Below are 25,417 nucleotides of genomic sequence, written 5' to 3'. Positions count from 1 at the left end.
GATCCTGCGGTGGCTCCAATACGCCGATCATCGAGTGGCCCGATTGCGCCGATCATCCGGTGGCTCGATTACGCCGATCCCGGAATGGCTCGAATATGCCGGTCAGTGACAGATGGCGCGCGCGATCTCGTTTGCCCCCGCTGCGTGGGAGCAGTACCTCGGCTGGTACGGGACGGACCGTGTGCACTTCGGGAAGATCAACGCGCTGCTCAGTGCGTGCGCGCGCGATCCGTTTGACGGCGTGGGCAAGCCCGAGCGCCTGAAGGGCGATCTCGCGGGCTACTGGTCAAGGCGCATCGACCAGGAGTACCGGCTCGTGTATGGCGTGTTCGGCGAGTCGATCGCGGTGCTGCAGTGCCGGTATCACTACACGAAGAAGTGAGCGCGCGCGGGCGGGTTTCGGCTCGCCGCGCCGTGTCCTGACGCGCGAACCCGGAAAATCTCCTCCTTCCGTTGCATCTCGTCCCGTGTGTGCGCAACGATCGCAAACGGGTGACACCGCTTCGTCGACTGGCTTACGGCTGCCTGTCACGTCTGTGCGCTGACCAACACTTCACGGCATCCTGCCCCACACCGCGCCCCACCCGAACCTATGCTCTGTAGAAACCGCCCATGTATGGCGGCCTCGCGGCACAGAACAAATAATTACATAGGACTACTATTTATTTGCATACGTTCGGGTTCCCAGCGGAGACAATCATGAAAAAGATCACGCACCTCGCCCTGCCTGCCATCGTGCTGGCCTTCCTCCTCGATCCTGCACTGGCGCAGAAAGTCGTCCACCCTTCCGCGTTCCTCGGCACCACTTCCGATCTGACCGCCAATCCCAACGACTGTAACCAGTTGCTCAAGGATGGCGTGTTCGACCAGCATGACGTGCTGGGCACGAACTTCCAGCAGCGCGTGTTCCTCAACCGCTTCTGCTCAGCGCACTACAAGACGGTCCAGGACGCACAGTCGGATTCGCTCAACGCCGACATTCCGATCGAGGAGGTCATGGTCGGCTTCGGATTCTCCGGGCAGGATTCGCACTTCAGCCAGGACTACCAGACGCTGTGCAGCCAGCAGGACTCCTTCAGCACGGTGAACCAGTCGACCACGAGCAAGATCCGCATCGCTGACGCCAACCTCGCGCAGGCGTTCGTGCAGTGCGTGTCGGGCAACCCGTTCTCCGCATACCTCACGCCAACCGACTCGCGCCAGTTCCAGATCTACGCGAAGTACAACCCGATCGGCGGCTCATCGCCGACCTCGCAGGTCAAGTCCTTTGACTACGATCCGAAGCAGATCTCCTGCCGCAACGTACCGAAAGAAATCGGCCCTGAGGGATGGCATATTGACTGCTCGCGCAACGATGCGAAGCTCGCCGCCCAGTTGTCGCTGAACACGGCCTACGGCTCAGCGAGCTTCACGTTCCCCGCCATTTCCGACAAGCCGGCACCCGCGCCGAGCACCTATGCGGTCGGCGATATCGTGATGTCGTTCTTCGATGAAACGACCTTCAATGCCCAGCATCCCGGGCAGACATGGCGACTCTGCTCGGGCGGCACCGCGCCCGGTACGACGTGGGCGAGCCTCACGAATGGCGCGCCGCTACCGGACTGTCAGGGGCGCTATCCCCGCGAATACAAGAGCGGCTTGACGCCGCCGCTGGGGCAGACCCAGGAAGACGCGCTGCAGCGCCATACCCATGCCCTGCCAGGGCCGTGGCAAATCATGGGCGACGGGCAGGGGGGAGGCGACAACCCCGTGGCGCGCCATGCTTACGGGAATACGCCCTCGATCTACACCGACTCGGGTGAACAGGCGAACTTCGACTCCGAGACGCGTCCGAAGACGATCGTCGTGAACTTCTTTGTGCGGGTGAACTAGGCGTGGGCCACGCGCCCCGGGAGAACCTATGGGTTTCAGGCAGGCAGCATGCCATGTATGGGCAATCGACGGCTACGAGGATGACGACCGGATGGCGCGTGTGAATACGGCCTATACCGAAGCCTCTCCGGAGAGTGTGGAAAACAACAAGGGTTGGCGATCGGCGACGGTGGAACGTGCTGTCGTCACGGTTCGCGCCCGGTTGAGGCCTGCACTGACCGACAGGCCGTGCACCATCTACGGAGGATTCCGGCGCGGGCAGAAACTGCCGGAGCACATGTGGCTGGAGTACAACGGCTACATCTTTGAAACGATGCCCGGCCACGACCTCGTGTTCGAGCAGGCCAACAACCGGAACCGGGACACACCGCGCCTGGAAGGCGATCCCTTCGCCAACGCGAACGTCGGATTTTGCATCAGTGTGCTGACCGAGAGCCAGCTTGCGATGATCAACGCTGCAACGTGATAGTAGTGCGTGCACCCTCCTGTGAGAGGGGCGTATCGGGAAACGCGACGCCCACTAAGTGGCATCACACAGGCAACAGTATCACGCCTCGTGTGCCACTGGCGCTTTCGAGCGAAGTGCACGGACACGCGGGAAGGGTAGTGTCCAAAAGGCGGCCCAGTGCGCCGCCGCTCCGCACACGCTTCTATTTCGAATGCCACTACTCGCCCCCCCCTCGACAGCGTTCGGCTTCACCTTAGATACGCGAGGAGGCGCCGGACACAGCTCGGCATGCATTGCGCTGTCCGGAATGAGATTGAGAAACGAACGAGCCTCATCGGTTGAGCGGGAAGAGAGCCAACTAGAATACTCGTCCGGCTGCACAAGCACGACCGAACGCTTCTCGTCGCCGGGTTTGTGGAAACGGCTCATGAGCGGGTGCTCGGCTGCGTTAACTGTCAGCATCGCGAACGACCACACCTTGCCCTCTGGCTCGTCCCATTCCCTCCAAAGTCCAGCAATTGCGAACGGTGACCCGTCTGCCATGCCTATCTTCCAGCGCTCCGCCTTGCCGCTCTCATAGTTCGGTTCGTAGAACGCCTCGCACGGAATCAACGCGAGTTGCTGCTTCCTCCATGCCCCGCTGAAGCTACGACGCTCTCCGACTGTCTCGCTTCGTGCGTTCATCGTATCGAAGACCCTTACGCCATTCGGGATGTGCTTGCGCGGGACGATCCCAAATGTAGCGAGGTCTGCACGCAACTGACCGTCGACTCGGCGAATGATCGGAGCCCGATAATCCTTGTACACATCTTCTCGCCAAGGACTATCCGGCGGTTCCACACCGAAGTGCCGAAAGAGATGATCACGCCGCGCTGCCGCATAATTCGTGCACATGCAGGATCTCCGACTGATTGGACCTGCGACATGATAGCCAAGCATCTAATCCCAAAATAACGCCTACTACAGCTCAGATCAATCCGATTTGATACCAACGATTCCACCAAAGCGGGATCAATTGGTCGTGCAACAGCGTTGTTCTAGGACACCTCACACCGCAACTTAGGCAGCAGACTTTCGTCTTCGCAGAGTGTTCACCGTCTTTGCGTTTGCTTCCCTCAGCTTTGCGGATCGATCTCGCAGTTTCTCTCTACGTGCACAGGTAGTCGTTCATTGCGGCGGAATCGGGCACCACGCCTTCTCCAGCCTCCAATGCCGTCAGGCTTCGTTCCTGGCCCCAATTGCGTAACTCGAATACGTGGAGCTAGAAGCTACTCTCAATCTCGCAAACACTTTCGATTGCGCGCGCCCAACCCGCGAACGCTGCGGCAACAGGACCGACAACTAGAACTCCAGCCTCAAATCCGTGGTCTAGACCAGATTTAGTAAAGTTTGCACTGCCCACATACGCTTTAACCCCGTCTGCGACAATCAATTTCGAGTGCAACATCGGGGTGAGGCCGTCAAAGGCTCGCGGAGTTGCTATGCGAACCGCCGCATTCATAGTCTTTAGCATACTGACGAAATAACTTAGCCCCTCGAAATCCTCATTTCTCATCCGACGCACCGGTTGAGTGAAAATATTTACAGCGACACCAGCGTAGCTCTCACGGCTCGCTGCAGCAAGCAGCGCCCTGCACCCTTCTTTTCTCCAATAGGGCGAGAATAGTTGAACCTCTCGGTCGACCTCGTGGAGCAATTTTCCGATCGCCACGAGCAGGCTGCCGCCCCAGAGTCCCGACGTCCTTGGATGTGACGCAGTAGCCGAATCCAGATAGTGAGGTCCGCTACAAACGGCTTCGACATGCTGGGAGTGTGTCCTCCCAGCGCATGCCCCATAGGCATGTGAAAAAGCCTCCCACGGGACACCAACAGACAATTCTGTCCAAACCTCTTTGGGAAAGATCGGAAGGCAATCCACTCTGTCTTTTGATGAGCCCGAGGAGATCTTTGCGGCGTACGCGCTAACCGAAACAGTCAAGCTATGAGCTAACGCTCTAGCCTCGTGGATCGACATTCCATTCATATATTCGGAAAGCTGTTTCACTAACGCGTCATGTGTTGCTGTACTCACGGTTGCCAAAATCCTTTGGAAATCCAGAGACCCTGAGACTTATCTGCGAATCCGCCGTGCAGATACGCGCGCGATACGCCAGAGTTAAACGTTTCGCATCCTCGCGACACCTGAATGCAACCTGGGCACGCCGAACCGACATCAGAGCAAATCGGATCGAAAGCGCAGTTATACGCGTGCAGCGATGCATCCTCAAACCACCGGCGCAGGTAATGCTGGAAAAGTGTCAATAGCCCACCGGCCGTGTAGTTCTGAACCGACGTCACATACACCAGGAAGCTCAGGTCCATCGGGAGGAGATATTCCGTGAGCGTTTGGCTGTCGTAGCCGCTGTGGCGCCGCGCCGTTAGCATCAGTGAATGGCTGATGGTATGCAGCAAATTGAACGGCGCAGCCTTTTGCGGGCCAAGCGTCTTTGTCAGCTCTGTAATTTGCCCAGGCGGGCGCGTCAGCATCGGGCTGTTTTCTAGAAGATACGCATGCGCCGACGCTTTGGATTGCAGTATCCCAGAACGTGGAGCTTCCCAGCCGGCGCTTTCGATACACCATTGAAGCACCTTGATAGGGTCGAGCTTTATCCATAGCGCCTCCGTTTGGGCACTAAACGCATACAAGACTGCTTTTCCCTTTGACGAAGTCCGCACTCTGTCTTCAAAAGGATTGAGCTTGACCGCGACTTCATCGGGATTGCGCTCTGGCTCCCGCTTTTCGCGCGTGAAACCAACCGCTGACAGTACTACCTTCAAATCCGGAATATGCGCCACATCTGAGATGCGATAAACTTCCTGCACATCCTTCCAGTCCTCAGCCCGACCGGCCTTCATAATCGGATCGATCGTAGATTCGATTGACGATTCGATGCCTTGGCGACCGACATCATGACGTAAAAGTACTGCCTCCATCGTTCTGCGTTGCTCGACTAGCTCTCGCAAAATTTGGCCGCCGCTGACGAATTGGCGCACGTCGGAGAAAGTGCCCTCCGAGGCGCCAGCTTTGCTTACCAGTTTAGACAGCTCCCTCCTTGCGGCTTCGTAAATCGACTGGAAGTCCGCTCCGTCCTTTATAAGGTCTTCGAGCTTCTTCAGGTCCTGTTCGAGCTTTTTACGCTTAGCTTGTACATCCGCCAGCTCTTCCTGAGACGCGGTTCCTCCCTCCAGAATCTGGAGAAGTTCGGATTGCAGCGTCAGGCTATCGACGCACCCCAGAAGCCCAAGCGTTACTCCTTCGCCTAGATCCTTTGCCCGGCCCGCCAGTTCTGCCCCCTCCAGCTGTCGTGCAAGTTCGGCCTGAACGTTAGATACCAACTCACCAGGAATCTTAGTTAGCGCAACAAACTGAAGAATCTGCGGAAAGAAGGCATCACCTCCGCCGACAGGTGTCCCCTTCTGAAGAGGCGGCACCGTTGTTCCGGTGTTCGCGCTACTCACGGAGCAGGTAGGACATAGTTCAGTGGTCGCACTGGCAACATTTTCGTCTGTGAACATATCGAAGAACATGTTTTGACGGTACATGCCAGCGTTCGCACGCAACCCAAGAGAAGCCGTCCCACGCGCTGCAGGAGGCACAGTCATAGGCGTCATGTGCCCACACCGATGCACTACGACGTATGGTACCTGCTGCATCCGGCCGCTACAGCCATTCCTGTTACATCGAATATGCGCTTGGTTCGCTTTTGCACTTATGCGTGCGTGAGTCGAAGCGAGAATCAAATCTGCTGCTCGTCTTGGTTTATCGTGATTCTCTAGCGCTCCGCACTTGTTGCAACACAGAACCAGCGGGAATGGTGTAACGTAAATCTCGCTCGGCGCTTGAACACGGAAGTCATTGCGCTCGGCAGCCTCCTCAAAGAGCGCCTCGACGGCCCCCCCGTTACTCTTCCAGTCGGAAAGGAACTTGCGAACCGCATCAATCAGCTGATTTCGATCGAGTCCCTCCAGCGCGTCTTCACGATCGGAGACGCCGACGACCTGTGCAAGCGCCTGATTGCGTTGTCGAAGCACCGCGCCAGGCAGATAATTCTCGTAAAACACACGACTGTTTTGGATCAGCTCTTGTTCACTGTCGGCCATCGCTTTTATCTCCCTAGGGCGCTGAGCACGTTCGCGGATTTTGTATCCAAAGGCGTTAGCCCGACTTGATTTTCGATGTCTCGAAACGACCGCATGGGCCCAAATTGGTAGATCGATTCGAGCGCCGTACCGAGATCTTTGTCAACATTGGCGGCGGCAAGGTTCTGAAGGCGATGCAAACCGCGGTCGACCTCGTCACTCAATTGCTTTCGGAAAACGCCGAGAACACGTATATCAAAGCGGGTCTGGACGTTTGGAGGGACATCGAGAGCGCCAATAAGCATCTCACGAAGCTTTTGCCGCGCAATGCCAGCAGGATCATTGAGTGCTTTGTGGAGCTGGCTCGCGCTTCGATTGAGTTCTCTTCCCCAGCCTGGCTGAAACTTAGCCCAGTTATAGACCACCGCAGTAAACACCCCGGGGAGTGTTCGATTCAATACATTGGGTGCGAATCGATTGATTGGGACAGAGTCTACAAGCTTCTCCAGGAAGAAGTGGTAGTCTCCAAAGTTGAGGAATACGCCTGATTCAAAGAGCTTTCCAGGACTCAACACGGACATGACAATGCCGGGCTGCGTTCGCCCGCTCCGGGCGGACGATTGTATGTACTCGGCGGTCGATGACGGCCATCCATCCAGCACCATAAAATTGAGCTCTGAGATGTCGACGCCGTGAGACACCACGCTTGTCGCAACAATGTGTCGCATCGGATCAGAAGGCACCTTCGATTCGACTTTGTGAATCGCGCTCAGGATGTCGTCCAACGGCGTTTGCCCGTCAAGCAGCACGTGAGTACGAGGCTGTACACGCCGTGAGTTCAGGTTCTCGAGATGTTCCCGAATAAACGTTGTCTGCCGCTTACGAATCGCATAGATAAGGTCGGTATTCAGGTATTTGCCAATGTACTCAAGCAGTTCAGGCGCGCGCGACGTCGAGAAGCCCAACTGTTCAATCACGCTCGCCACTCCGGACGAGAGCCCTTCGCGCCAATGGTCGATTTGGTCGAGAAAGCGCGAAGCGATTTCTGCCGCAGCCCTCTCCGTCCCGCCCCGAGTAAAGCTGAGAGGCAAAATCCCAGCGAACCAACGTCTGGTAAGAGGACCGTCGCTGTCATAACTCACGCGAGCGTAGAACGATTCTCCGCGCTTGGCCCCTGGTGCCGGAAACCGCCTGCCAGGACGCATATACAGATGAAGAATATGATTCTCGAAGTCCTTGATTGTCGCGGTCGCAGCGAGAACCTTCGATGCTTGTCCGCCGTGGCCAATCTGCAACGATTGCATGAGCGTTTCATAGTGGGCGTCGAAGTTTCCAAGTGACTCACGCAACAGATGCAATTCATCTTGAATCAGAAGTGGAAATCCAGGATCCAGCATTGGCGCAAGCTGGACCGTCCGGACCCTGCTCGTCCGAGAATTGTTCCCGCATTCCCTTGCTTCATATTCTCCATGCACAGTAAGAACGATTCGTTGATGCTTACACTTTGCATCAGCAGTAAAGCCGTGCTCCGGGCAAAAGTGCCGGAAGGCGCCAAAGTAACCCGCGAATCGTTCGTTGTGTGCAATTACGGCCAATTTGTCGACCGTACCGACCAAGACTGTAGGCAAATAGCGGTAACATTCCTCGTCACTAACATAGATTCCTATTTCTCGCGGAATACCTTCGCCGTGGTCACCATGACCAGACTTCTCATTGCTCCAGCATTCTGTGTTCGCGCACCGATGTAGCAGGCGTGACCGCTCCACATCCTTGACCATGGCCAGCGATCTTCTCGTCCCACAATACGGACAATCGGTGATAAATTGAAACCGCTGCAGTTGATCCGGAGCCAGATCCGGTAACCAAACAGCAGAGCCCTTTGCCTCTGAGCGACTAATGCTTCCAGGCGTGCCACTTCCGGTGTAGTAGCCGACCGTAAAGGGGTGTCCCTTGATCCCTTCTCGGCAACGAAGCATCTCTGCTTGGGCGACTACATACGATAGGCGCTGAAACTGCTGAGCGGAAAGCATACGCAATGGGAATCGCATCCACGCAGTCGTACCGTAGTGGCGCCCTCTCTTGCGCCCATATAGCATTGCGAAGACAATTATCCCCAGGTATGCTTCCGTCTTTCCCCCGCCTGTTGCGAACCAGAGCACGTCCGCAGTGTCGGCAACGTTATGCCGTTCGTGGACCATGCAGTGCCGCTCGAATACCGCCCGCACTTGGGAAAGGATGAACCCAAGTTGGAACAAATGCCATCCGTCGAATGACTTCCCTTGCAAAGCGATCGCCTTGCCCATCGCCTCGTTCATCCACGCGAAGCATTGGAGCAAATCGTCGTGTTCACGGAGAAGCTCTACACCTTCTGTTATGAGGTCCACCTCTTGACGATAGGCGGCGCGGTCGGTCTGCACCTCTTTCAATTCAGCCAGCTTCCCCGCTCCAGCAAGGTCTGCTTCGACGGCGTCCCATGTCGCGTTATAGCCGCAAAGTGCGGCGAGGAAACCATCCAGCACCGCGAGTGGCTGTTCGGCCAGCAAAGAAAAGCTCGGCGACAACGCCATGCCCACTTCCTGAGGAGTTGGAGCGTCAACTCGCGGTTGGGCGAACACCGGCATTGAATCGGTACGAAAGCAGTCATCTCGCAACTTCCGCACTGAACAAGTGACGCCATATCCAGCGATTCCGTCTTCAGCTTGGTATCGGTAGTCCTCCGGTAGCAATCGATGGGGAACATCAAACTGAGAGCCAGCCTTTAGCACAGCCTCGAAAACGACGTCCAGCAGGCAAGGCTTCAAAAGACCATACTGCCGCGCTACGGCGGAGTCAGTATTGTTCTGCAGGTAGACTTCCAGTAGGTAGCGTTGGTTACCGCTGACAAAATTAGGCGGTGGCGGACGCAAGCGTACGCGCAATACGATTTGATGCTCGAGAATATCTTGACTGACGAAGAGACTTCTTCGAACCAAGTCCGCCAATTCCTCGTCCGTCTCGCAATGCGCTCCTGTCCAGGGAATGATTTGATTTGCCCAGCCCCTATCATTGAGCTGGCAAGCACGGAAAACCCTCGGATCCGTTTTCCAGGCATCTTGTACCGGCCGCAACACCGAATCAAGGGACATCTCCTTCCAGGCGTTGACTTCTTGCGACGTGACGGTTAGCTCTATGTCGTTGAAGACAACAGAAAAGCGCTTATAGCATTCGGGCAAACGCTGACGACTCTTGTCACCATCAGGGCCTACCTGAATGCTTGCGCGCATCGTTTGGATGCTTGGGATGTACCGGTGGGTTAAATCAAAGCGGCCGCTTAGGTCGAGAGTAATCTTGCCTTCTTGGTCTGGCTCTACCATGAGTACCATACCCATGGCACTCGGCGCCTGTTCACGGTGGTAGTCGGGATCCGGTCGCGGTGCGAGCCCGCCAATCAGTGAGCAGTCGGAGGGATCTTCGTCCGAAACGATTCCCTCTGGTGGCAAAACCTCGCTAGCTTTGCTCGTAAGCCGCAGCCGTATAGCCTCAAGAAGCCGCTGCGAGACACCCATTTTTTCTTTGTAGCTCAACGCCATCTTTGTTCTTGCTCCGTAGTGCTCGTATCAGTTACTGAGCGTCGGTAGATGCTCGCCGGCGTGATGTACAACAATCTTCCCGCGCAAGGCGTCCCAGTGGAAGTGGACTCGCATGGTATACCTCGGATCAAACGCCCGCCCGAGTCTTATATGGCGCGAGATATCAATCTTCTCACCCTCGTAGAAACGAAAATAGTGCTGCTCGTGCTTGCCTTTGGTCACGTCGGACATGCCGCCCGCGTAGGACGCCGGTATGGTCGCAAGCATGTCCTCAACTTCCTGGAGTGATTTCGAATGGTCCGCGTACATGGGATAGAAACCTTCCACCAGGACCTTAAGGACCTCAGTGAACGCCTTAATGTTTGTAAATTCTGAGGTTCGCATTCCGCGATCACACCCTGTCGTAAAAATCACTTTTCGAGGATGCAGCATCGCGAATTCCATCGCCACGTCCTGAATTGTCTTCGAACTCGCCGTAACTTTCTCGTGTGGCGGTCGCTCGACACTTGTTACCTTCGCCACTTGTACGAGAGCGTCGAAGACATCCCGAGAAAAAGAACGGCTTCCGATTTGAACCGCTGATACGTCTCTCGCACGGGATACTGCGATTGCACGCCGCAAATCAGTTCCGATGCGCCGATGTTCCGCTCGAATGACAGCAATCGCATTTCCGACCATGTCCGCCATTTGTTTGGCATTTGCTGTCTTGGCGAGCTCAGCGAGTGCACGTATCGCCGACAAATCTTGAGGCCCAATTACGCCCCCGTGTGCCCAGTTCTGCACCGTGCTGTTGTGGACGTTGACCCGTTTCCCCTTGAGATACTTATTCAACTCGACAACGGAGCCTTCGAACGTCTGCAATCCCGCGTCGACGTAGGTCTGCCACTTCTGCGCAATCCGCAACGTTTGCTGGAGCCCGTGACTGTTCTCCACGAACATATCGAACAGGTCGTGCTGCGTGGCAACTCGCTCCTTGCTCATCGCGAGGATGACGACCTCGTCCCCCACGTTAAGGTCTCGCGCTGTGCATAGTTCCAAATCGTCACCGCGCATTCGCATGATTTGCTGGTTCGCGCCACATCGAACCGAATCCGACTGCCCGTCGAATTGAACAACAACTATGCTGCGCGTTGGCTCGTGAGCAGGCTCATCGATTCTTTGTATGGGCGATGGCTCCTTCAATAGCGTGTCGAGCCAGTCGTCGTAGCCGCGAAACGCATCGAGTTGAGCCACCCGCGGCCTTACAGGGTAAATACCCTCAATATCTAGCTCGTTATAGCTCACGCTTTCGTTTGACTGCAACGCGCCATCCGTAAGTTCGTCCTGGAGAAAAGCGCCGGCCGGCCAACGCAAGCCCCAGAGACGGTATTTGTCCCCTTTGGGAGCGCTGGGCATCGCGTGTTGCTGCCACCACGTGGTTACGTGGGAGCGAATCCTCTCCTGCTCGAAAGGATGACAGAGAACGATCTTCTTCCTTGCATGCAGCCCCAGCCAATGTATCCGTGACGGATATAACACTCCTGCGTACACAACCAGTTCTTGACTGTCGGGAGCAACGGCGCCAGTCCCGTCCATTGGAGAAACGGTCAACCAATCGACGATGTCCAGCCCCAACCGACCTTCGAGGAAGTTCGTGAGAATTTCAGCGTCGCGTCGGTTGCCCACCATGACCGACACTTTTTCCCGCCGAGTAAGCGCTTCACCGCAAAGCTTAACGATGGCTTCGGCACGACCGGGAATTGCCTCTCTAAGATCGTCGATCATCCGACGCACTATCGCCATTATCTGCGCGTGAAGCTCCTGCACATCTCCCCGACGGCCTTTCAAACGCGCCGCAAGGTCAAGCCATGAGTCGATCGTACGAATCGGGAATCGACCGCCACGAGCGTGACGCAGCATGCCCGCTTCATGCGCAGAAAAAGGAACATTCAGGCAGCGCAGTGCACGTTCAGCGGCCAACAGCGCGTGGAATTCTTGAGAAACCCCTCCCGTCTCTTCGAGCTTGCGCTTTAAGTTCCAAACCATAAAACCAAGCTTCGCCACGAACGCGTCCATAGCCGGATCTCGAGCAGCTACGACTTCGATCGCTGAATACGATGCCGAAGCTTGGGTTTTACTGCCCCTCAGGGTCGCGACATCCGACAATCGAGTGTTCCAAGCATGCATGGGCGCTGCGTCCAGGACGACTTGACCCGTGCAAGTCAATACAACGACGGGAACGCTTTCGAAATACTCAGGGAGCACCTTAATGAGGCTAAGTGCGTTCTCGTGACAGCCGTGCGGGCTCGCGTCTACTACGATTGCAAAGGGCCTCGCGTTCCTGACGAGAAGCTCTAGCACCTCCAACAAATCGTCCTGCCCGCTCACCAATAACGTGCGTTGAAGGACGGAGGGCTCCACCGGAGCGTTGGCGCTGACGAACTGCGGCCGCATAACCGCAGACGTGCTGAACGCGCGCAGCATATTTCTTGAGCGACCGAAGACAACGAGATCGCCGCGATGTTCAATTGATACGGGGTTCAACCAGGTGGAGCGAAGTAGTCCTCCTGCGGCATCCAGGCGCAAACGATGGAGGTAAAAGGCGACCTGCGACAGAAGGGAACCTTGTCCTATTGGCAAGCTGATTCGGACTGACTGCCCAAATCGGACAAGGCGGCCCATCATGGCGAGCGCCACGGCTTCCTCATGCTTCGGCACATTTAAACCATCATGCTTCCAAATCTCAGCGTTTCCTCGCAGCAAGTCTGACGCCGTAACAGCAGGCCATGACTGCTCCACGAGATCAAGCCAAGACTCAGATGCACCTTGGACGAGAGCTCCCGGGAGGTTCACGCTTGTGCCTCTTTCGCTCCATCCGCCCTCACGCGGTACTCGGTGATTGCGCGTTGAACTGAGGGAACAAAAGCGTAAGTGACCGCTCCTTCTCGATCCGCATCTCTTGATTGCTGCAAGGTGTTTACTTCAACTACTCGCAGAGCAGTCCACCAGCGAATCACCGCCTCAGACTGATCTGGAGTCAACGCTAAATCCGGATCCTCGTCACCGAGCATTCCGATTGCGGTCTCAAGGTCGGCACGCGAGAAACTGGAGAGCAGATCGAATTCCTGAAGTTTCACACCGATGCGAAGCGACCACGGCTGGCAATTCATTCCGACCGATGACATAAACTTGTCGAAGTCCTTAGCCGCCAGATCACTTACTTTGACGAAGGTTTTTGACAGGTCTGAAAGGCTTGATGCCGATTCCTTCCGCTTGCGCAGGCCGATAAAGTTGATCATTTGTTCGTGCCAACCCTCTGTCGCCGCTCTGAGCGCTTCACCTTGTTCGGTAGTCGAAGACATCCCTTGCTGCTCAAGTAAGCTTTCGCAAGCTTGTGACGTCCAGCGACGCAGGTCGACTCTTCCGCCGATCTCATCGGGTCCCAACGTAAGCCAAGAATGCGAGTACCAATTCCACATTGCCTTCGGGCCCAGGAGGAACACGACCCGCAGCGGGTGCTTCAGACGAGTCGCTTTTGCGGCCTTCTCATTTGCGATGCTGATAAGGTCGACGATGCGGTCGATCGCGCACTCCTCAAGGGAAATGAGGACAACAGCTGGGGTAACCGACGCCCACGAATCGATTGCCGTATGAATGCGTTCTGCAAACTTCCGTAGGTCTACGGTAGCGGCGTCTTTTACGACTTGCGTTTCATATTTCGCCAGAGCCGCTCCGGACTGAAACTCGTTTATCGCATTGAACCCGTCTTGCATCGCCGGCACCGTTAGACCTAGCGCTGGGGAGCCCATCACAAGTGACACCGAATACATCGGCGCTCCTTCGGGCGGCTTCGCCGACAAGATCATTCGCTCGTCTAGCAAGGAAAGAGGCGAAGGAACCTTATCTGTTTGCGAGCCCGTAGCGTGGCACGTTAAAACGTCCTGTTCGTGGTTCTTAAGGCCCGTGATAGCCTGCTGCAGCTTGTGCTCTATGTCGTCCTTAGAACCAAGAAGTTGAAGGATTGACTGATTCCGCAACGCGTACAGTCGCTTGGCTTTGTCATCGACGCGCAGCACGCCAAGGCCGACGAGTTCCTGTAGGATGATCTCGAAACCCGACTCGCTCATCTGTTCGAACTCTTCGGGAACCCATGCACGAGCTATCTCGAGTGCCTTGCTTACAGTGAATTTTGCGAGGCTCTTATCGTAGTCGGCGATCAGTCCGTAAACTGCGACGGTGTAACGCTTATCAAGATTGAGAGTCATATCGAAGCGTTCGCCAGAAAGACGACGAACATCCGAATTGTTTTCGACATTCTCAATATCAGTCTGGAGGATTGGACGAACACCATCGGCCCGGCTTCTATCCCGACCGAGTTGTTCAACCAGTTCACTACAAAAAATGTGCAGCAGACTTGGATGGCAATTCGTGAACGCCATAATGCGATCGACCAGCTCAGGCTCCTGGAACCGGTAGCCGAGTGCGGTGAGGGGCTGCAAAATTAGGTTCCGAGCGTCCTGCGACGACAGTATTCCGACCTCAAGCGGGCTGCCGAGCTGTTCCAGAGGCACGTTGGGATATGTCCGGAATCGGTTCACGTTGTTCAGGCCAGCGAAAACAACCCGGAACCGATGATGCGGGTCGTTGACCAGAGCCTTCAATGAGCGAACCAGTTCGAAGTTTGTCGCAGCGTCCTTGTTCAAGACCGAGTCGATTTCGTCCAAGCAGAAGAGTACTTTCGTGTCTCCGGGTCGCAAGAACTCTTGTCGGAGGCGCTCTTCGGGATCGGACTGGGAGCTCCCAGGAATGTTCGCCAATACCTTGTCATCCACGAGCTTGAGTACTAACTGGTCGAATAGGCGCCGCTTAACGTTGATGCCTCGCTCCACCACATGCTGGAATACTCCGTCCATCGGCATGTAGTACGCGTGGTTGTGCTTAGGATCGCGCTTCTTGAACTCTTGCACCGCTGCGTTAAGCAACGTGGTCTTGCCTAACTGCCGTCCGCCATAAACCAATGCCGCACCACGAGGCTCAACAAGAGAGGCAATATTGCTTTCGCGACCAAAACGCATCTCCGGGGGAGCAGGAAGCCGGGCATCCCCTTTCGTGTAAGGGTTGTAGAACGTCCATGCAGCGCTGACCCGAAGGAATGTCTCCAAGGTAGACTGCTGGTGTCGGGAAGTCGCTACGTATGAGAGTACGACTGGATCGAGAAGGAAAATCGTACATTTCCGGTCTCGGCAGAAAGTCGCGAAGGCTTTGCGTTCATCCAGTGTCAACGGGTGCCCGACCATCAAGATCGAACGATCCGGTTGGCCGTGTCGCTCCACAAGATCCACAAGTCCCGCCTGGCTCCAGTCGCCCTGAACAAACACAATGTCCAGAGGCTGAGCAGAGCCGATATCACCACCAAATAGCGGGAATCCTTTTGGAAGCGTCGGACGTGAGACGCGCACTTTTAATCGGCGGAAATCACCAGTCGGCGTGTACTCGCAACTGTTCAAGGCGTCATCTTTTGCACTACCCGGCACGTCTAGGCCCAAGAAGCGCAAAAGGGTGACAATGCCATCGTATGTCTGCCGTTCAAGCTTACTTTTTCGATTTTTTCCTTTACTCCGCCACTCGAGCAATATCCCGATCGCATCCTTGAAGTTTGCTTTAAAAGCGGCATAGTCGAGACCGCCCGGAGCCTCTGAAATGACTCTTTCGCCTGCTTCTCGGGGATTTGGATGTTCGTGCAACAGATTCGCTAGCGCGCCTTCAACCTGCAGAAAAGCCGTCAATTGTGCGTTGTCAAACAAAAAGGTCTCAACCAGACGCGCGTTGCGCTCACTGTGCTCCTTCAACTGGTTGATCAGTTCGCGAACCAAGGAGAGACTGCGCTTCTCCAACGCTTGACGAGCCCTTTTTTCCCATCCATCCGGAACGGCGTCCTGTCCGAGTTTGACACGAATGCTCAACAGCTCACGGTTCAGTTCATCTTCGAGTCCCGCCGCGGTGCCATTCAGAAGTTTGTCAAGCGAACGTACTCGTTGCTGCACCTCCTGTTCAATGTCCGAGACATCGACATAAGGCCTACGATCAGACAAAGCCTCGAGCAACTCTGCCACCTGATCAACGTTTGCGAGATGCTCTCCCTCGCCTATGAGATCGACCGACGTTGCCTGCAACGACAGGTTACGGAATCTCTCAATGTCCTTTTTGATCGCCGCCCGAACACCGGCGATATCGTTACTTGCAGCGTCAATCTCTCCGGCATACGACTCACCCTCTGCGTCGAGTTGCCGTAGCACCAAAAGTCGGACCCAATGTGCGTTCTGGCGCTTGGAGAGCGAAAGCATATCGGCAAGCCAGCTCTGGGACGCGAGGCGCATTGCAAACCATTCGAGTCTCAGGTCTACCCCCGCGTTACCCATGTCCAAGCGCGCCAGCGTTTCGGGCAGACGGAACGCGGCGTCGGTTAAGTCGAAGCGCCAGGCATCGTGAGTTTCCGTTTTAATCCTGTTTTGTAGGCGCCGCAGGCACTTCAACAAGATGACGCTGCCTGCTCGATGCTCAAGGTCAGCGTAACCCGGATGATTTTCGAGCGCGTGGATTGAGCGCTCGAGCAATGTGCGGAACCTCTGAAGAAAATCTTCCACATCCTTCGGTCGTACGTCGACCGGCGCCACTTCTATCATCCACGCGTTTGCGATGGATACAAGACCGTCCATTTGATGGCAGAACGTAACATAGGCCGGACTGTCTATGCGATCGGTTACCGGTGCATCGGCGCGAAGCTCGACGACGAGTTCATCCAAAAGACGTCGAGACTCGGTGTGCGATGAGAAGGTCTGGACGAACAGCTGTACTGCAGCCGCATTGCCATTTTCTCCGTCCTTAATTGCATTAATTGCATCCGACAGTTCGGGCCGCTTGATACAGTTCCTCAACGCTTGCCGGAGGATATGCCACCGATTCGTACGCTGCTGATTGACGTCCACCCAGGCGTTCACTTGGTCAATCAGTCGGTCAGCCGCCAGCCTAGTGTCTTGCGCCTGCTCGTTCCGAAGCAAATCGAGGTCGACTCGACCACCGCGAAGGGAGAAGTCGGCTATGCCAGAAATCAACCGACTCAGATGACCATCGAAGTGGTCCGCCGCAAGGCGCAGGAAGGTCGCCGCCTGAGTCTGTCCACCCGCGAACAGCGCCGGCTGCAGAGTTGCGCAAACCAGAAGATAGGGCACAATCTTACCGGTGGGCTTGCGCTCGAGTTGATCTTCTAGATCTTTGTGGTTTAGCAAGTTGAGATCGCGCTGCGTGAAACTCAACGCTTCGCGGTCTTTCGGCCAAAGATTCATTCCGTAGAATGCGGAGCGCAAAAGTCCGGCGTCCAATACACGATCAGCTACCAAAGTCGAATCGCTCGCGTCGCGCAAAATCTGCGCGGCAACGTTTATGTGGCCCGCCGCAATCCAATGAAGGGCCACGGACTCGACCACGTAGCGAGGCACTTGAGAGTATTGGTCATAGGCGATGCGAAACGCCTGTTGCGCCTCTTCCGCGGACTCTGTCCAATGCAAATGCTTGAGCGCCTGATCAACATTCGAGCTCGCGACAACACCCTCCCGATCTTCTAGGGCATCAACAGGCTCCTCGACAGTCTCAGGAGCACCTATCGCTTCCGACGGCTCGGGCAGGCTAGTACTTTGCGGCGGTGATGCAAGCTCGTCCTCCGATGCAACCGAACTTTCCGCAGGCGAGTCAGAAAGGACGGCCTCTGCCGGATCCTCTTCAAGGTTCAGTTCGCTTTCAATGGGAAGATTCGAATCGGCAGCGTGGCCCTTCTGGGATATGGCGTCATCCGTAGCATTTGTATCAAACAGCTCAGCACGTTGATGAGCGGAAGTTGACTGCGCCGGGTTCCCCTCAGACGACGAGTACGCTGGACTCTGTTCGCCAGGACTCGGCTCAAACAAAACGGCCTGAAGATCAATGAGCGCTTGCGGCTGGAGTTCGGCGACATCAATCTCAATATCCCCAGAGAGTTGACCACCTTCCATTAGATCATCTAAGGAGCGCCCTTCGGGCACTAGATAGTGTGCAACTTCGACGCGAATTGTCTCTAGCTCCTGATTCGCGCTATTGATTTCGTTTGATTTTTGCGTCTCCTTTGCCTTTAATGCGGCACGCGCTGTAAATTTAGCGTCGACGAGCTGATTCCGAATCTCCTCGATCTCGCCTGTGGCGACGGCTATGCGTGTTCGCTCTGCATTGAAGCGATCGACAAGCTCCGGCATCTGCTGACGCTCGTTTAGATTCACCTCAAACCAGGCTTTGGGCCGGCCATCTTCCAAAGCGGAAATGACAGCTGCTTTCCACGCGGCCCGAAGCACTGGCACAAGGTCACGCTGCTCGCTCTCTTCGAACGCTAGGACCTCGACCAGTTGAAGGACTTGATTACAATAGCGATCAATCAACCGGAGGGCTTCCTCGTCTGTCATACGACTGCGTAGATCGATGAGGTGCTGTAGATGTCGGTCGAGCAGGCCTCGAATGCTTTGTCCGGCAGAAAATGCGGTATCAAGATCGGCTAAAGCATGCTGACCGATCTCGATAATCAACGAGTAGAGCTCGTCAAGTGAGGTAGGAAGAGGCAATGGATCAATGGATGTGCCATTTGAGGCAACGACAACCGGTTGAACCAGATTTTCGATTCGCGCGGAATCGTCGCGTGGCTCTGCGTTCAATGTCTCCGTCGTCGGAACACGGACTTGTTCATTGTATTGAGAACCGTTTAGTGCGGCGCCCCCCCCCGCATCAGAGTAGACGGAGCTCAGAGGCTCGGTCGGCACAGCATCCTGCGTCGGCACATCTATCAAAATTGACGAAGTATGCGCGGTAGATTTCAGACCATTACTCCCGTGACCGAGCCCACAAAAAGTACGGTAGTATTCGAATACGCCGGGCTCGATAGCGCCTATATCCTCGAGCGCCGGCTTGCCGAAGAACGTAAAGCCGGCAAAAGCGACCTCCGCGAGGCATTCCCTTCGTTCGTTGTCGATTTGGTCCCAACTAGCCAGGTCGTTGCGCGCTCGTAGCCAAGTCTCCATCGCGCACTTGCACATGACCTCGAATGCCCGATCCATTGACGAGTCCGTTCGATTAGCCAAGGCTTGGATCTTTACTTGATGCAGCCTAAATCGCTTATCACGTCGCACGGCCAGTAGCGCGCTGAGCTTCTGCTGCAAGTCGCCGTCTTCGAGCTTGACTACTTCGGTTAGATCCTGCTCGTTGCGCAAATGCCAGCCCTCGTCGTACCGTGCCATTGCATGCGCTTCAGGGCTCGTATGCCGATCCCCCACAAGCATGAATGGCAAACTCAAGTTCCGATAGTGCAGCAAACAGCCGACGAACTGAGTCAAACGCGTCTCGCGTGAATACGCAGCGGATAAGATTGACTTATCGTTGCGCATACTTCTGGGCAACCCAAAACGCTTTTGAAAGACTTCCGGACTTGATTTCCCAGCGGCGTCGATATGCCAGCTATCGGGCATGCCTTTGGTGTGGTTAGACAGACCTTCTAGATCGATTTTTTGCATTCGCACCGCTCCCGGAAACGGAGTCTTGTCGTTTGAGACTAGCAATTCAACAGATCGCCCAGCTAGGCACGCAGAAATGGACATTCTGCTTCGGGCAGGATGGCGTCCATGCGGATCCGCGTCACCCCCAACTTGACAACACTAGCTTGTTGTGAGTTCAAGCACCGACCCCTATGCTAGATATCGCGTCACGGTCGGTCTCGAAAAGGAAAAGAAAGCAACGCCGCTTTGATTCTACAACGGCTCAAAGCGACAATTCTTGAGTCATGGCTCAGTCTGCCGCAAATTTTCAGAAGCTGAGTTCCTACACTATTATTTCCCTTATAAACATAGCGTTACCATCATAGATCGGGGAATCGCCCCTGTTTTTTTGCATAAAAGCGCGAGGCAAGACCTCCCGCGCTCTCATTCGGGAGACACTCGATCAGTGGAAAAACTTGAAGGTCGTGCTGATTCCGCTCTTCGGGCTCGTCACTGGCACCACCACAGTAATCTGCACGGGCCAGGTCTACTCGTTCTTTTTTCTTTCTCACACGCCACGGGTGGGCGCCGGACTCGCGGGCATTTATGTGGCGATAGCGCCATCCCTGTCGATCCCGTTTTTCTGGTTGTTCGGGCGGCTTTCCGATCGCTTTGGCCGCCGTTCGGTGATGCTCTCTGGATACCTGCTTGGCGCACTCACCTATTTCGTGGTTTTTCACGGCCTGACTCATTGCGCGGGTCCCGCACTCGAAACGGCGATCGAACGCGCCCCGGTGACGGCGACACTAGCACCTGTTCGTTCTAGTTCGACGTCCTCGGGAGCCGACGACTTTCTAGCGATTGCGATGTCGCCAAGACTCTGCTCGTGCAGCGCGGCGTGCCCATTTGTTCGATAACCAGGCGGGTGCACCCGTGCGCGTCTCGATAGGCGAAGCGAAGTTCGCGGCACGTGGCACTGCCGGCATCGAACACGCGTTGGCCAACGCTGGCTATCCGGTGAGAGCCGATCCAGTACGCGCGAACGGCTTCATGGTGCGCAGCGTCGAACATTTCTCGACCGGTTACCGATGCGCTCCTCCTCCTCGCGCTCGCGAAGTCCGATTCCCATAGGCGCTCGAGATCCTGCCGGCGATCGAATTGAACGGCGCTTTTTTGTCAGAAGGAGCTGCGACTCCCATTTGGTGATGTCCCGCCCGCGGACTACCAGCGGACGCACATGGAAACATAGTGAAAGAGCATTCAGCGTCGCCTTATGCCCTGTATGACAGAACCGTGCCGCCCCCGGGCCCTCGGTCAATTACGCGCATGAGGCTGGAGACTGATTCCGGTGGTCGGGTGCGCTCGTGCGCGAAAAACGCACTTGCACCTTATAGCCCTGCTGCCTGTAGTAGCTCCGAAGGACGGCACGAGAGGGCGCGGGAAATCTTGAGCAAGTTCAAAAGCGTGACGTTGCGTTCGCCGCGCTCTATCCTTCCCATGTGACTTCTGTCGATGTTCGCAAGGTGCGCGAGCATCTCTTGAGAGATGTCAAGCTGAAGGCGACGGGCGCGGATAGACAACCCCACTTCCGCGAGACTGCCTTCCATGTCAGTTTGACCAGATACCCTTCCCATCGGGGTATGTTCGAGGTAACATCCAAGATTGACCACGGCATTTACGACCCATTTTGGACGCCGATGCCGTTATTGAGAAACGCCCTGGTTGCGATGGAACAGACTTCAGTAGATGAAATTCGCCTCGACGAGGTGTCTTCGCGAGCGCGATCAGCTATCGCCGACGTCCGCGCAGGACTTGCACATTTCGAGCGAGTTCTCGACTCTCTTGACAGAGGGGACCAACATGTTTCGCGGGGCTACATCGAGATGATCGATGCGCTCATGGAAGGAGGCTCAGTCGACATCTGGTATCGAGGCGAATACATCACTGTTCCGTTTCGCCATCTGTATGATTGGTTTGAAGATCCAATTCGAATCGGCGCTCAGCGCTATCAAATCGATGAAACGCCATTTCGTCGATGGGCCGACTGCGAGCTTGCAGACGGTGCAGGCATGACCTCCGTTCCGTGTAATCACACGGGGTGTCGACAAACGCATTTACTGACTTTTTATGACCCGCATGAAATGCAACGTGCCGACGCCAGGGCAGCTTCAGAGATTTGGTATTGCCATCACCATCGAGTGAACGCCTGGCAATCGGCGAACGCACTTGGTGATGAACATGTCGAACTTCTCAAACGAGTGCACGACATGCCCGGATGCAATCGGCAGCAACTTGCAGCCAAGAAATGCGATACCGACTTCCTTATCTCAGTTGGGCTACTACAATCGGCAACTCAGAGCAGTAGGGCGCTGTCATTCCACTTAACAGTCGCAGGCCACGAAATCGTTCATCAACGTTCTAGCCGACCTCGGATTGCTGGCGTTCGTCGCTAACGACCAAGGTCGGAGACGGCTGTCACTTTCGCATGTCAGCGCCGCGGACCGATCTCCGCCCAGTGATGCGCCTGGCTGGGGGCATATGTGCCGCGTTCGGTTCCAGCACATCGGCGCAGGTGAGCGAAATCAGAGAATCGGCGCCTGCCGTTTGTCCTAGGTGATTTCAGGCGGCCGTACCACCCAGACAATTCAATCGCAGGCCGCGACTCAAGTCCCGACAATCGCGTAACGTTTCGCGCGAGCATCAGCGATCGCATGATGCCGACCGCCGTTCGCGCGATAATAGTCTTCGCAACGACGCTGGTCGAGCAGCCCGGCAACGTTCACGGCATCCCAGCCAGGAGGCGGACCGTCGAGCAGCTCGCACAGCAGGTCCCAGTCGCCGCCGTAGTCGAAACACAGTAGTCGCTCTGACTCGCTGTCGAACTGGTCCAGCCACGCGACAAGCGCTGCACGCAAGGTCTCGCGCGTGAACACGCACCCCGGATGCTGGCCGAGTTGCGGAAGCACGGCCGCGCGAACAAACTCATTACAGCTGGCCGGATCGTATTCCGAGCACTCGCCGTAGAACACGCGTCCGTCGTCGGCCACAAACCCAATGCTGATGAGTTCGCACTCAAGGAAATCGGTGAACTCGCAGTCGACAAAAATGCGCATGATCGTGAGCCCGTTCGTGGTTTCAAGGTTCGAAACGCCAGCTTTGAAAGTACATCTCTTTAGAATTTCGAACCCCGCTTCCCACGAGAATGGTGCGCCCGCCACGCCGCGAGAAAGTTGCGCCGCTCATCCTCCGTCAGGATTCCAGTGAATGGCGACGACTGTCGCATTTCGGTTGCGTACTCGCCGGGATCTGTCATCAGCGCGAGCGTGACGTCAAGCCCCTGGTCCATCACGGCCTGCCATTCACTGAGCCACGGTTGCGCGCGGCGGTTTAGCGGTATCCAGCGCGCCAGGTTCGCGCGCGCCACGGCGAGCAACTCCGGATCACCGCACAGCCGCTGCGCGACGAGACCTGTGCCGATGCTTGTCCAGCTTCAAGTGTGCAGGACATTCTCCCGCAACGGTGGCCGCTGCGATGGCCTCGTTCATCGCATCGACCGTCACGGCGCGCTGCGGCGAGAGAGATGCCCGGCAGTTTCTCCATCATGACGGCCCCTCGATCCGTGAACCTTTCCCGGTGCCTGACGTTCCGTGATGTTCCCGCAACGGAATGGCCGCGCGCACCGCGGCCTCCACACGCTGGGCCAGTTCGTTGCTCGCGAGCGGCGGAAATTCCGCTTTCAAGGCCGGTGTCAGCGCCCCGGTTTCCAGCACGGCCGTGATCATGCGGTCAATGTCGCTATTGGGGCCCTCGATGAAGTTCTTGATGCGAAGGCGCGCCTGGTCCCACTGACGTGCAGTCGGTGCAGCTTGCATGGTGAGCATTCCCTATGGTGCGTTGTTCAGATCCGGCATGACCAGTGCGTGAGCCAGCGCCTGTCTCATCCCGGCGCTCGGTCCGTCAACACCCTCGCCATTTTCGAGACGGGTGATGCCGGACTCAGTCACGTTCAGCTGAGCGGCCAGTTCTGCCCGTGTCAGCTGACTGGCTTCGCGTGCGCGGCGAACCCTGTGTCCGTATTGAACCAGCCTTGTGCGCGATTCATAGCTTTTGCGAAACTCGTCGTCGTGCATCAGTTCATCACGCAGATCAGTCAGCCTGTCCATCATTGCTCCCATCACACGCAGCTGCGAGGGTGACCCGAAAAGGAGCCGTGCCCCTACCCTCCATACTATCTCGACGCGTGACATCCAGCGCCTGCCGAAACGCGATTGCGCATGCGGTATACGGCGTGCGCCCAGGAAATGCCCGGCAACGTCCGTTACTTCGCCATCCACCTGCGCAACAGGCGCTTTTTCAGCGTAGCCCGTTCACGCGGGGTGCAGCCCAGTTCGCGGGCGATCCGCTCCGCCGTCAGCACCCGGTGCCCGGGCGCCCACCAGGACTTGCCGTCCTTGCCCATGCTCCAGACGTTACCCGCTTCATTGCGCAGCAGCGTCACATGATCGGCCAGCGCGTCGGGCGCTGCGCTCGCCAGGGTGGCACGTTCATGGGCTCGGAAGCGTTGATGCCAGCGCTTCTTGTCGCCGCGCTCACTCTCGACTGTGGTGTGCCCGAAGATCGGGGTTGTGCGTCGGCTTCGGCTCATTGTTCCGGTCCCGGCCCATTACTGGCCCGATGGGGCAGCCTTGCGAGCATCCGCCCAGGCGAGCCAGCCGTGCCGGTATGCCTGCGCGTCGGCAAGGGCATGGTGCTCGCGGGCATGCGCCCCGTAGTACGCTGCCACCGTGCGATCGTAGACCGTGGTGTCGACCAGCGGGCGCAGATCGTAGTAGTGCGCCGCAAGGTTCGCCGGCAGCGGCTGGCCGAGCAGATCGAGCAGGAAATGCCAGTCGGTTTCCGAACCGCAGGCGGCCTGCACGGCGCGCGGCGCCTGGCTGAACCATTCGCGCAGCGCGGCGCCTGCCTTGGCACGAGGCACGCGCGGGCCGGTGAGCAGCGGCAGCACTTTGCGCTGCACGAACGGAGTGCACTCAGCGGGCGTCCAAGTATCGGCCAACTCAACATAGAACTCGCGCGAGCCATCTTCGGCCACGAGCGCGAGACTGATGAGCCGGGTACACCGCTGACCGAGGCCACTGTATTCGGTATCGAGAAAGAGTAGCATGGGGCAAGCGGTTCTCAGTGCGTACCACGCCCTGGCATCGGTGTAACGGGTCGGCCAAGCGACGCGTCGTCATAGGGTATCTCGCTGTGCGCGTGAGCTTCGCAGCGGGTTCGGAACCACGCCGGCCCGATGGTTTTTCCCCGGTGGCCACACACCTCGCAGATCCGGCTGCTGATGGCTTCGGCCATGTCAATCATGCCGCGCTGGCGCTCGTTGGCGGGACCCGCGCCAAAGCGCAGGCCGCCGAATTTTTCTCTGACCTGGCTGGCGATCACCTGCAGGGCGCCGTTCTGCGTCGTCTCGTTGTGTAGGCTCGAGCACAGCTTGTCAAGCAGGTCGAACCAGCCATCGCCGCAGTTCAGGGGCGGCCGGCGCGCGAAAATTAAAGGGTAGCGCTCGTACAGCTGCGCAGTCAGTTCCGGGTTCACAGGCATGCTCCTAGGTAAGCGTTGCTTGCCCTCGTCCGAGCGGTCGTCAGTTTGCCTCGACCGCACCTTTCGTAGAAAGCCCGACGCAGCACGTTGACTTCCTCGCGGGTGCGTTCACGATGGTTGCGGGTCATACAGAGAGCCGGTAGGGTAAAGGGACACTTTGCCGACCACGTTAGAGTCCGTCAACAGGGCAAGCCACCATTCTGCCCCACCTCACGTATTCCGCCGGAGAGAGGATGGTGTCTCAAGCGAGGAGCCAATCGACGATGCTCCTTCGGGGCCGTGTTCAT

The 25,417-nt window shown here is 56.7% G+C and carries 19 protein-coding genes; 5 read left to right on the top strand and 14 right to left on the bottom strand.

Going from position 1 to position 25,417, the window contains the following annotated elements:
* Window positions 1-112: 112 nt before the first annotated feature.
* The 3 genes from JMY28_RS13125 (at window position 113) to JMY28_RS13115 (ending at window position 2,338) form a co-directional block, all read left to right on the top strand.
* Window positions 113-382: a Txe/YoeB family addiction module toxin gene (locus tag JMY28_RS13125; protein ID WP_201696349.1), complete on the top strand. Its 270-nt coding sequence runs from the start codon at window positions 113-115 to the stop codon at window positions 380-382.
* 317 nt (window positions 383-699) lie between these two features.
* A complete protein-coding gene (locus JMY28_RS13120; protein WP_201696348.1) occupies window positions 700-1,872 on the top strand; it encodes a hypothetical protein in 1,173 nt (390 codons plus the stop codon).
* Window positions 1,873-1,900: 28 nt separating this feature from the next.
* Window positions 1,901-2,338 (top strand): hypothetical protein, encoded by a 438-nt coding sequence (locus tag JMY28_RS13115; RefSeq protein WP_201696347.1) that lies wholly within the window; start codon window positions 1,901-1,903, stop codon window positions 2,336-2,338.
* An 81-nt stretch (window positions 2,339-2,419) separates the two neighbouring features.
* Here JMY28_RS13115 and JMY28_RS13110 read toward each other — a convergent pair whose 3' ends face one another.
* From JMY28_RS13110 to JMY28_RS13085, 6 genes are all read right to left on the bottom strand, one after another.
* Window positions 2,420-3,214 (bottom strand): SOS response-associated peptidase, encoded by a 795-nt coding sequence (locus JMY28_RS13110; protein ID WP_201696346.1) that lies wholly within the window; start codon window positions 3,212-3,214, stop codon window positions 2,420-2,422.
* Between the two features lie 367 nt (window positions 3,215-3,581).
* Window positions 3,582-4,334: a phospholipase D-like domain-containing protein gene (locus JMY28_RS39525; protein WP_407945500.1), complete on the bottom strand. Its 753-nt coding sequence runs from the start codon at window positions 4,332-4,334 to the stop codon at window positions 3,582-3,584.
* 53 nt (window positions 4,335-4,387) lie between these two features.
* The gene (locus tag JMY28_RS13100) at window positions 4,388-6,460 is read right to left on the bottom strand and encodes a hypothetical protein (protein ID WP_201696344.1); all 2,073 of its coding nucleotides are present in this window, start codon (window positions 6,458-6,460) and stop codon (window positions 4,388-4,390) included.
* Window positions 6,461-6,465: 5 nt separating this feature from the next.
* Complete coding sequence (locus JMY28_RS13095; RefSeq protein WP_201696343.1) at window positions 6,466-10,008, bottom strand: helicase C-terminal domain-containing protein; 3,543 nt, start codon at window positions 10,006-10,008, stop codon at window positions 6,466-6,468.
* Between the two features lie 27 nt (window positions 10,009-10,035).
* Entirely contained in the window at window positions 10,036-12,750 is a 2,715-nt protein-coding gene (locus JMY28_RS13090; protein ID WP_201696342.1) for a DISARM anti-phage system protein DrmE domain-containing protein, read from the bottom strand.
* Window positions 12,751-12,836: 86 nt separating this feature from the next.
* The gene (locus JMY28_RS13085; protein WP_201696341.1) at window positions 12,837-19,571 is read right to left on the bottom strand and encodes a hypothetical protein; all 6,735 of its coding nucleotides are present in this window, start codon (window positions 19,569-19,571) and stop codon (window positions 12,837-12,839) included.
* A gap of 437 nt (window positions 19,572-20,008) precedes the next feature.
* On the opposite strand from JMY28_RS13085, the gene JMY28_RS13080 reads away from it, so the two are divergent.
* A complete protein-coding gene (locus tag JMY28_RS13080) occupies window positions 20,009-20,449 on the top strand; it encodes an MFS transporter (protein ID WP_201696340.1) in 441 nt (146 codons plus the stop codon).
* Between the two features lie 471 nt (window positions 20,450-20,920).
* Here the strand turns inward: JMY28_RS13080 and JMY28_RS13075 are convergent, their stop codons facing one another.
* The gene (locus JMY28_RS13075) at window positions 20,921-21,166 is read right to left on the bottom strand and encodes a helix-turn-helix domain-containing protein (RefSeq protein ID WP_201696339.1); all 246 of its coding nucleotides are present in this window, start codon (window positions 21,164-21,166) and stop codon (window positions 20,921-20,923) included.
* Between JMY28_RS13075 and JMY28_RS13070 the strand changes: the two genes are divergently transcribed.
* Complete coding sequence (locus tag JMY28_RS13070) at window positions 21,071-21,985, top strand: hypothetical protein (RefSeq protein WP_236596839.1); 915 nt, start codon at window positions 21,071-21,073, stop codon at window positions 21,983-21,985. The two genes, JMY28_RS13075 and JMY28_RS13070, sit on opposite strands and share 96 nt — an antisense overlap.
* A gap of 210 nt (window positions 21,986-22,195) precedes the next feature.
* Here the strand turns inward: JMY28_RS13070 and JMY28_RS13065 are convergent, their stop codons facing one another.
* The 7 genes from JMY28_RS13065 to JMY28_RS13035 form a co-directional block, all read right to left on the bottom strand.
* The gene (locus JMY28_RS13065) at window positions 22,196-22,645 is read right to left on the bottom strand and encodes a 3'-5' exoribonuclease (RefSeq protein ID WP_201696338.1); all 450 of its coding nucleotides are present in this window, start codon (window positions 22,643-22,645) and stop codon (window positions 22,196-22,198) included.
* A 59-nt stretch (window positions 22,646-22,704) separates the two neighbouring features.
* The gene (locus JMY28_RS13060) at window positions 22,705-22,956 is read right to left on the bottom strand and encodes a hypothetical protein (protein WP_201696337.1); all 252 of its coding nucleotides are present in this window, start codon (window positions 22,954-22,956) and stop codon (window positions 22,705-22,707) included.
* A gap of 175 nt (window positions 22,957-23,131) precedes the next feature.
* Window positions 23,132-23,404 carry a hypothetical protein gene (locus JMY28_RS13055; protein ID WP_201696336.1) on the bottom strand — a complete coding sequence of 91 codons (273 nt, stop codon included), beginning with the start codon at window positions 23,402-23,404 and terminating at the stop codon, window positions 23,132-23,134.
* A 12-nt stretch (window positions 23,405-23,416) separates the two neighbouring features.
* A complete protein-coding gene (locus JMY28_RS13050; protein ID WP_201696335.1) occupies window positions 23,417-23,698 on the bottom strand; it encodes a helix-turn-helix domain-containing protein in 282 nt (93 codons plus the stop codon).
* A gap of 152 nt (window positions 23,699-23,850) precedes the next feature.
* On the bottom strand, window positions 23,851-24,177 hold the full coding sequence (locus JMY28_RS13045; protein WP_201696334.1) for a hypothetical protein: 327 nt from the start codon (window positions 24,175-24,177) through the stop codon (window positions 23,851-23,853).
* An 18-nt stretch (window positions 24,178-24,195) separates the two neighbouring features.
* Window positions 24,196-24,696 carry a hypothetical protein gene (locus JMY28_RS13040; protein ID WP_201696333.1) on the bottom strand — a complete coding sequence of 167 codons (501 nt, stop codon included), beginning with the start codon at window positions 24,694-24,696 and terminating at the stop codon, window positions 24,196-24,198.
* A 14-nt stretch (window positions 24,697-24,710) separates the two neighbouring features.
* The gene (locus JMY28_RS13035) at window positions 24,711-25,124 is read right to left on the bottom strand and encodes a hypothetical protein (protein WP_201696332.1); all 414 of its coding nucleotides are present in this window, start codon (window positions 25,122-25,124) and stop codon (window positions 24,711-24,713) included.
* Between the last annotated feature and the right edge of the window lie 293 nt (window positions 25,125-25,417).

Origin of the sequence: Paraburkholderia hiiakae (assembly GCF_904848665.1) — a bacterium.
GTDB lineage: Bacteria > Pseudomonadota > Gammaproteobacteria > Burkholderiales > Burkholderiaceae > Paraburkholderia > Paraburkholderia hiiakae.
This window is presented reverse-complemented; position numbering and strand designations above follow the sequence as displayed.

What these genes read in the sequence shown, in the direction of transcription:
- JMY28_RS39525 (WP_407945500.1), bottom strand. Translation starts at nt 4,334, where the DNA reads ATGTCGATCCACGAGGCTAGAGCGTTAGCTCATAGCTTGACTGTTTCG.
- JMY28_RS13040 (WP_201696333.1), bottom strand. Translation starts at nt 24,696, where the DNA reads ATGCTACTCTTTCTCGATACCGAATACAGTGGCCTCGGTCAGCGGTGT.
- JMY28_RS13115 (WP_201696347.1), top strand. Translation starts at nt 1,901, where the DNA reads ATGGGTTTCAGGCAGGCAGCATGCCATGTATGGGCAATCGACGGCTAC.
- JMY28_RS13100 (WP_201696344.1), bottom strand. Translation starts at nt 6,460, where the DNA reads ATGGCCGACAGTGAACAAGAGCTGATCCAAAACAGTCGTGTGTTTTAC.
- JMY28_RS13055 (WP_201696336.1), bottom strand. Translation starts at nt 23,404, where the DNA reads ATGCAAGCTGCACCGACTGCACGTCAGTGGGACCAGGCGCGCCTTCGC.
- JMY28_RS13120 (WP_201696348.1), top strand. Translation starts at nt 700, where the DNA reads ATGAAAAAGATCACGCACCTCGCCCTGCCTGCCATCGTGCTGGCCTTC.
- JMY28_RS13065 (WP_201696338.1), bottom strand. Translation starts at nt 22,645, where the DNA reads ATGCGCATTTTTGTCGACTGCGAGTTCACCGATTTCCTTGAGTGCGAA.
- JMY28_RS13110 (WP_201696346.1), bottom strand. Translation starts at nt 3,214, where the DNA reads ATGTGCACGAATTATGCGGCAGCGCGGCGTGATCATCTCTTTCGGCAC.
- JMY28_RS13045 (WP_201696334.1), bottom strand. Translation starts at nt 24,177, where the DNA reads ATGAGCCGAAGCCGACGCACAACCCCGATCTTCGGGCACACCACAGTC.
- JMY28_RS13095 (WP_201696343.1), bottom strand. Translation starts at nt 10,008, where the DNA reads ATGGCGTTGAGCTACAAAGAAAAAATGGGTGTCTCGCAGCGGCTTCTT.
- JMY28_RS13085 (WP_201696341.1), bottom strand. Translation starts at nt 19,571, where the DNA reads ATGCAAAAAATCGATCTAGAAGGTCTGTCTAACCACACCAAAGGCATG.
- JMY28_RS13050 (WP_201696335.1), bottom strand. Translation starts at nt 23,698, where the DNA reads ATGATGGACAGGCTGACTGATCTGCGTGATGAACTGATGCACGACGAC.
- JMY28_RS13125 (WP_201696349.1), top strand. Translation starts at nt 113, where the DNA reads ATGGCGCGCGCGATCTCGTTTGCCCCCGCTGCGTGGGAGCAGTACCTC.
- JMY28_RS13075 (WP_201696339.1), bottom strand. Translation starts at nt 21,166, where the DNA reads ATGGGAAGGGTATCTGGTCAAACTGACATGGAAGGCAGTCTCGCGGAA.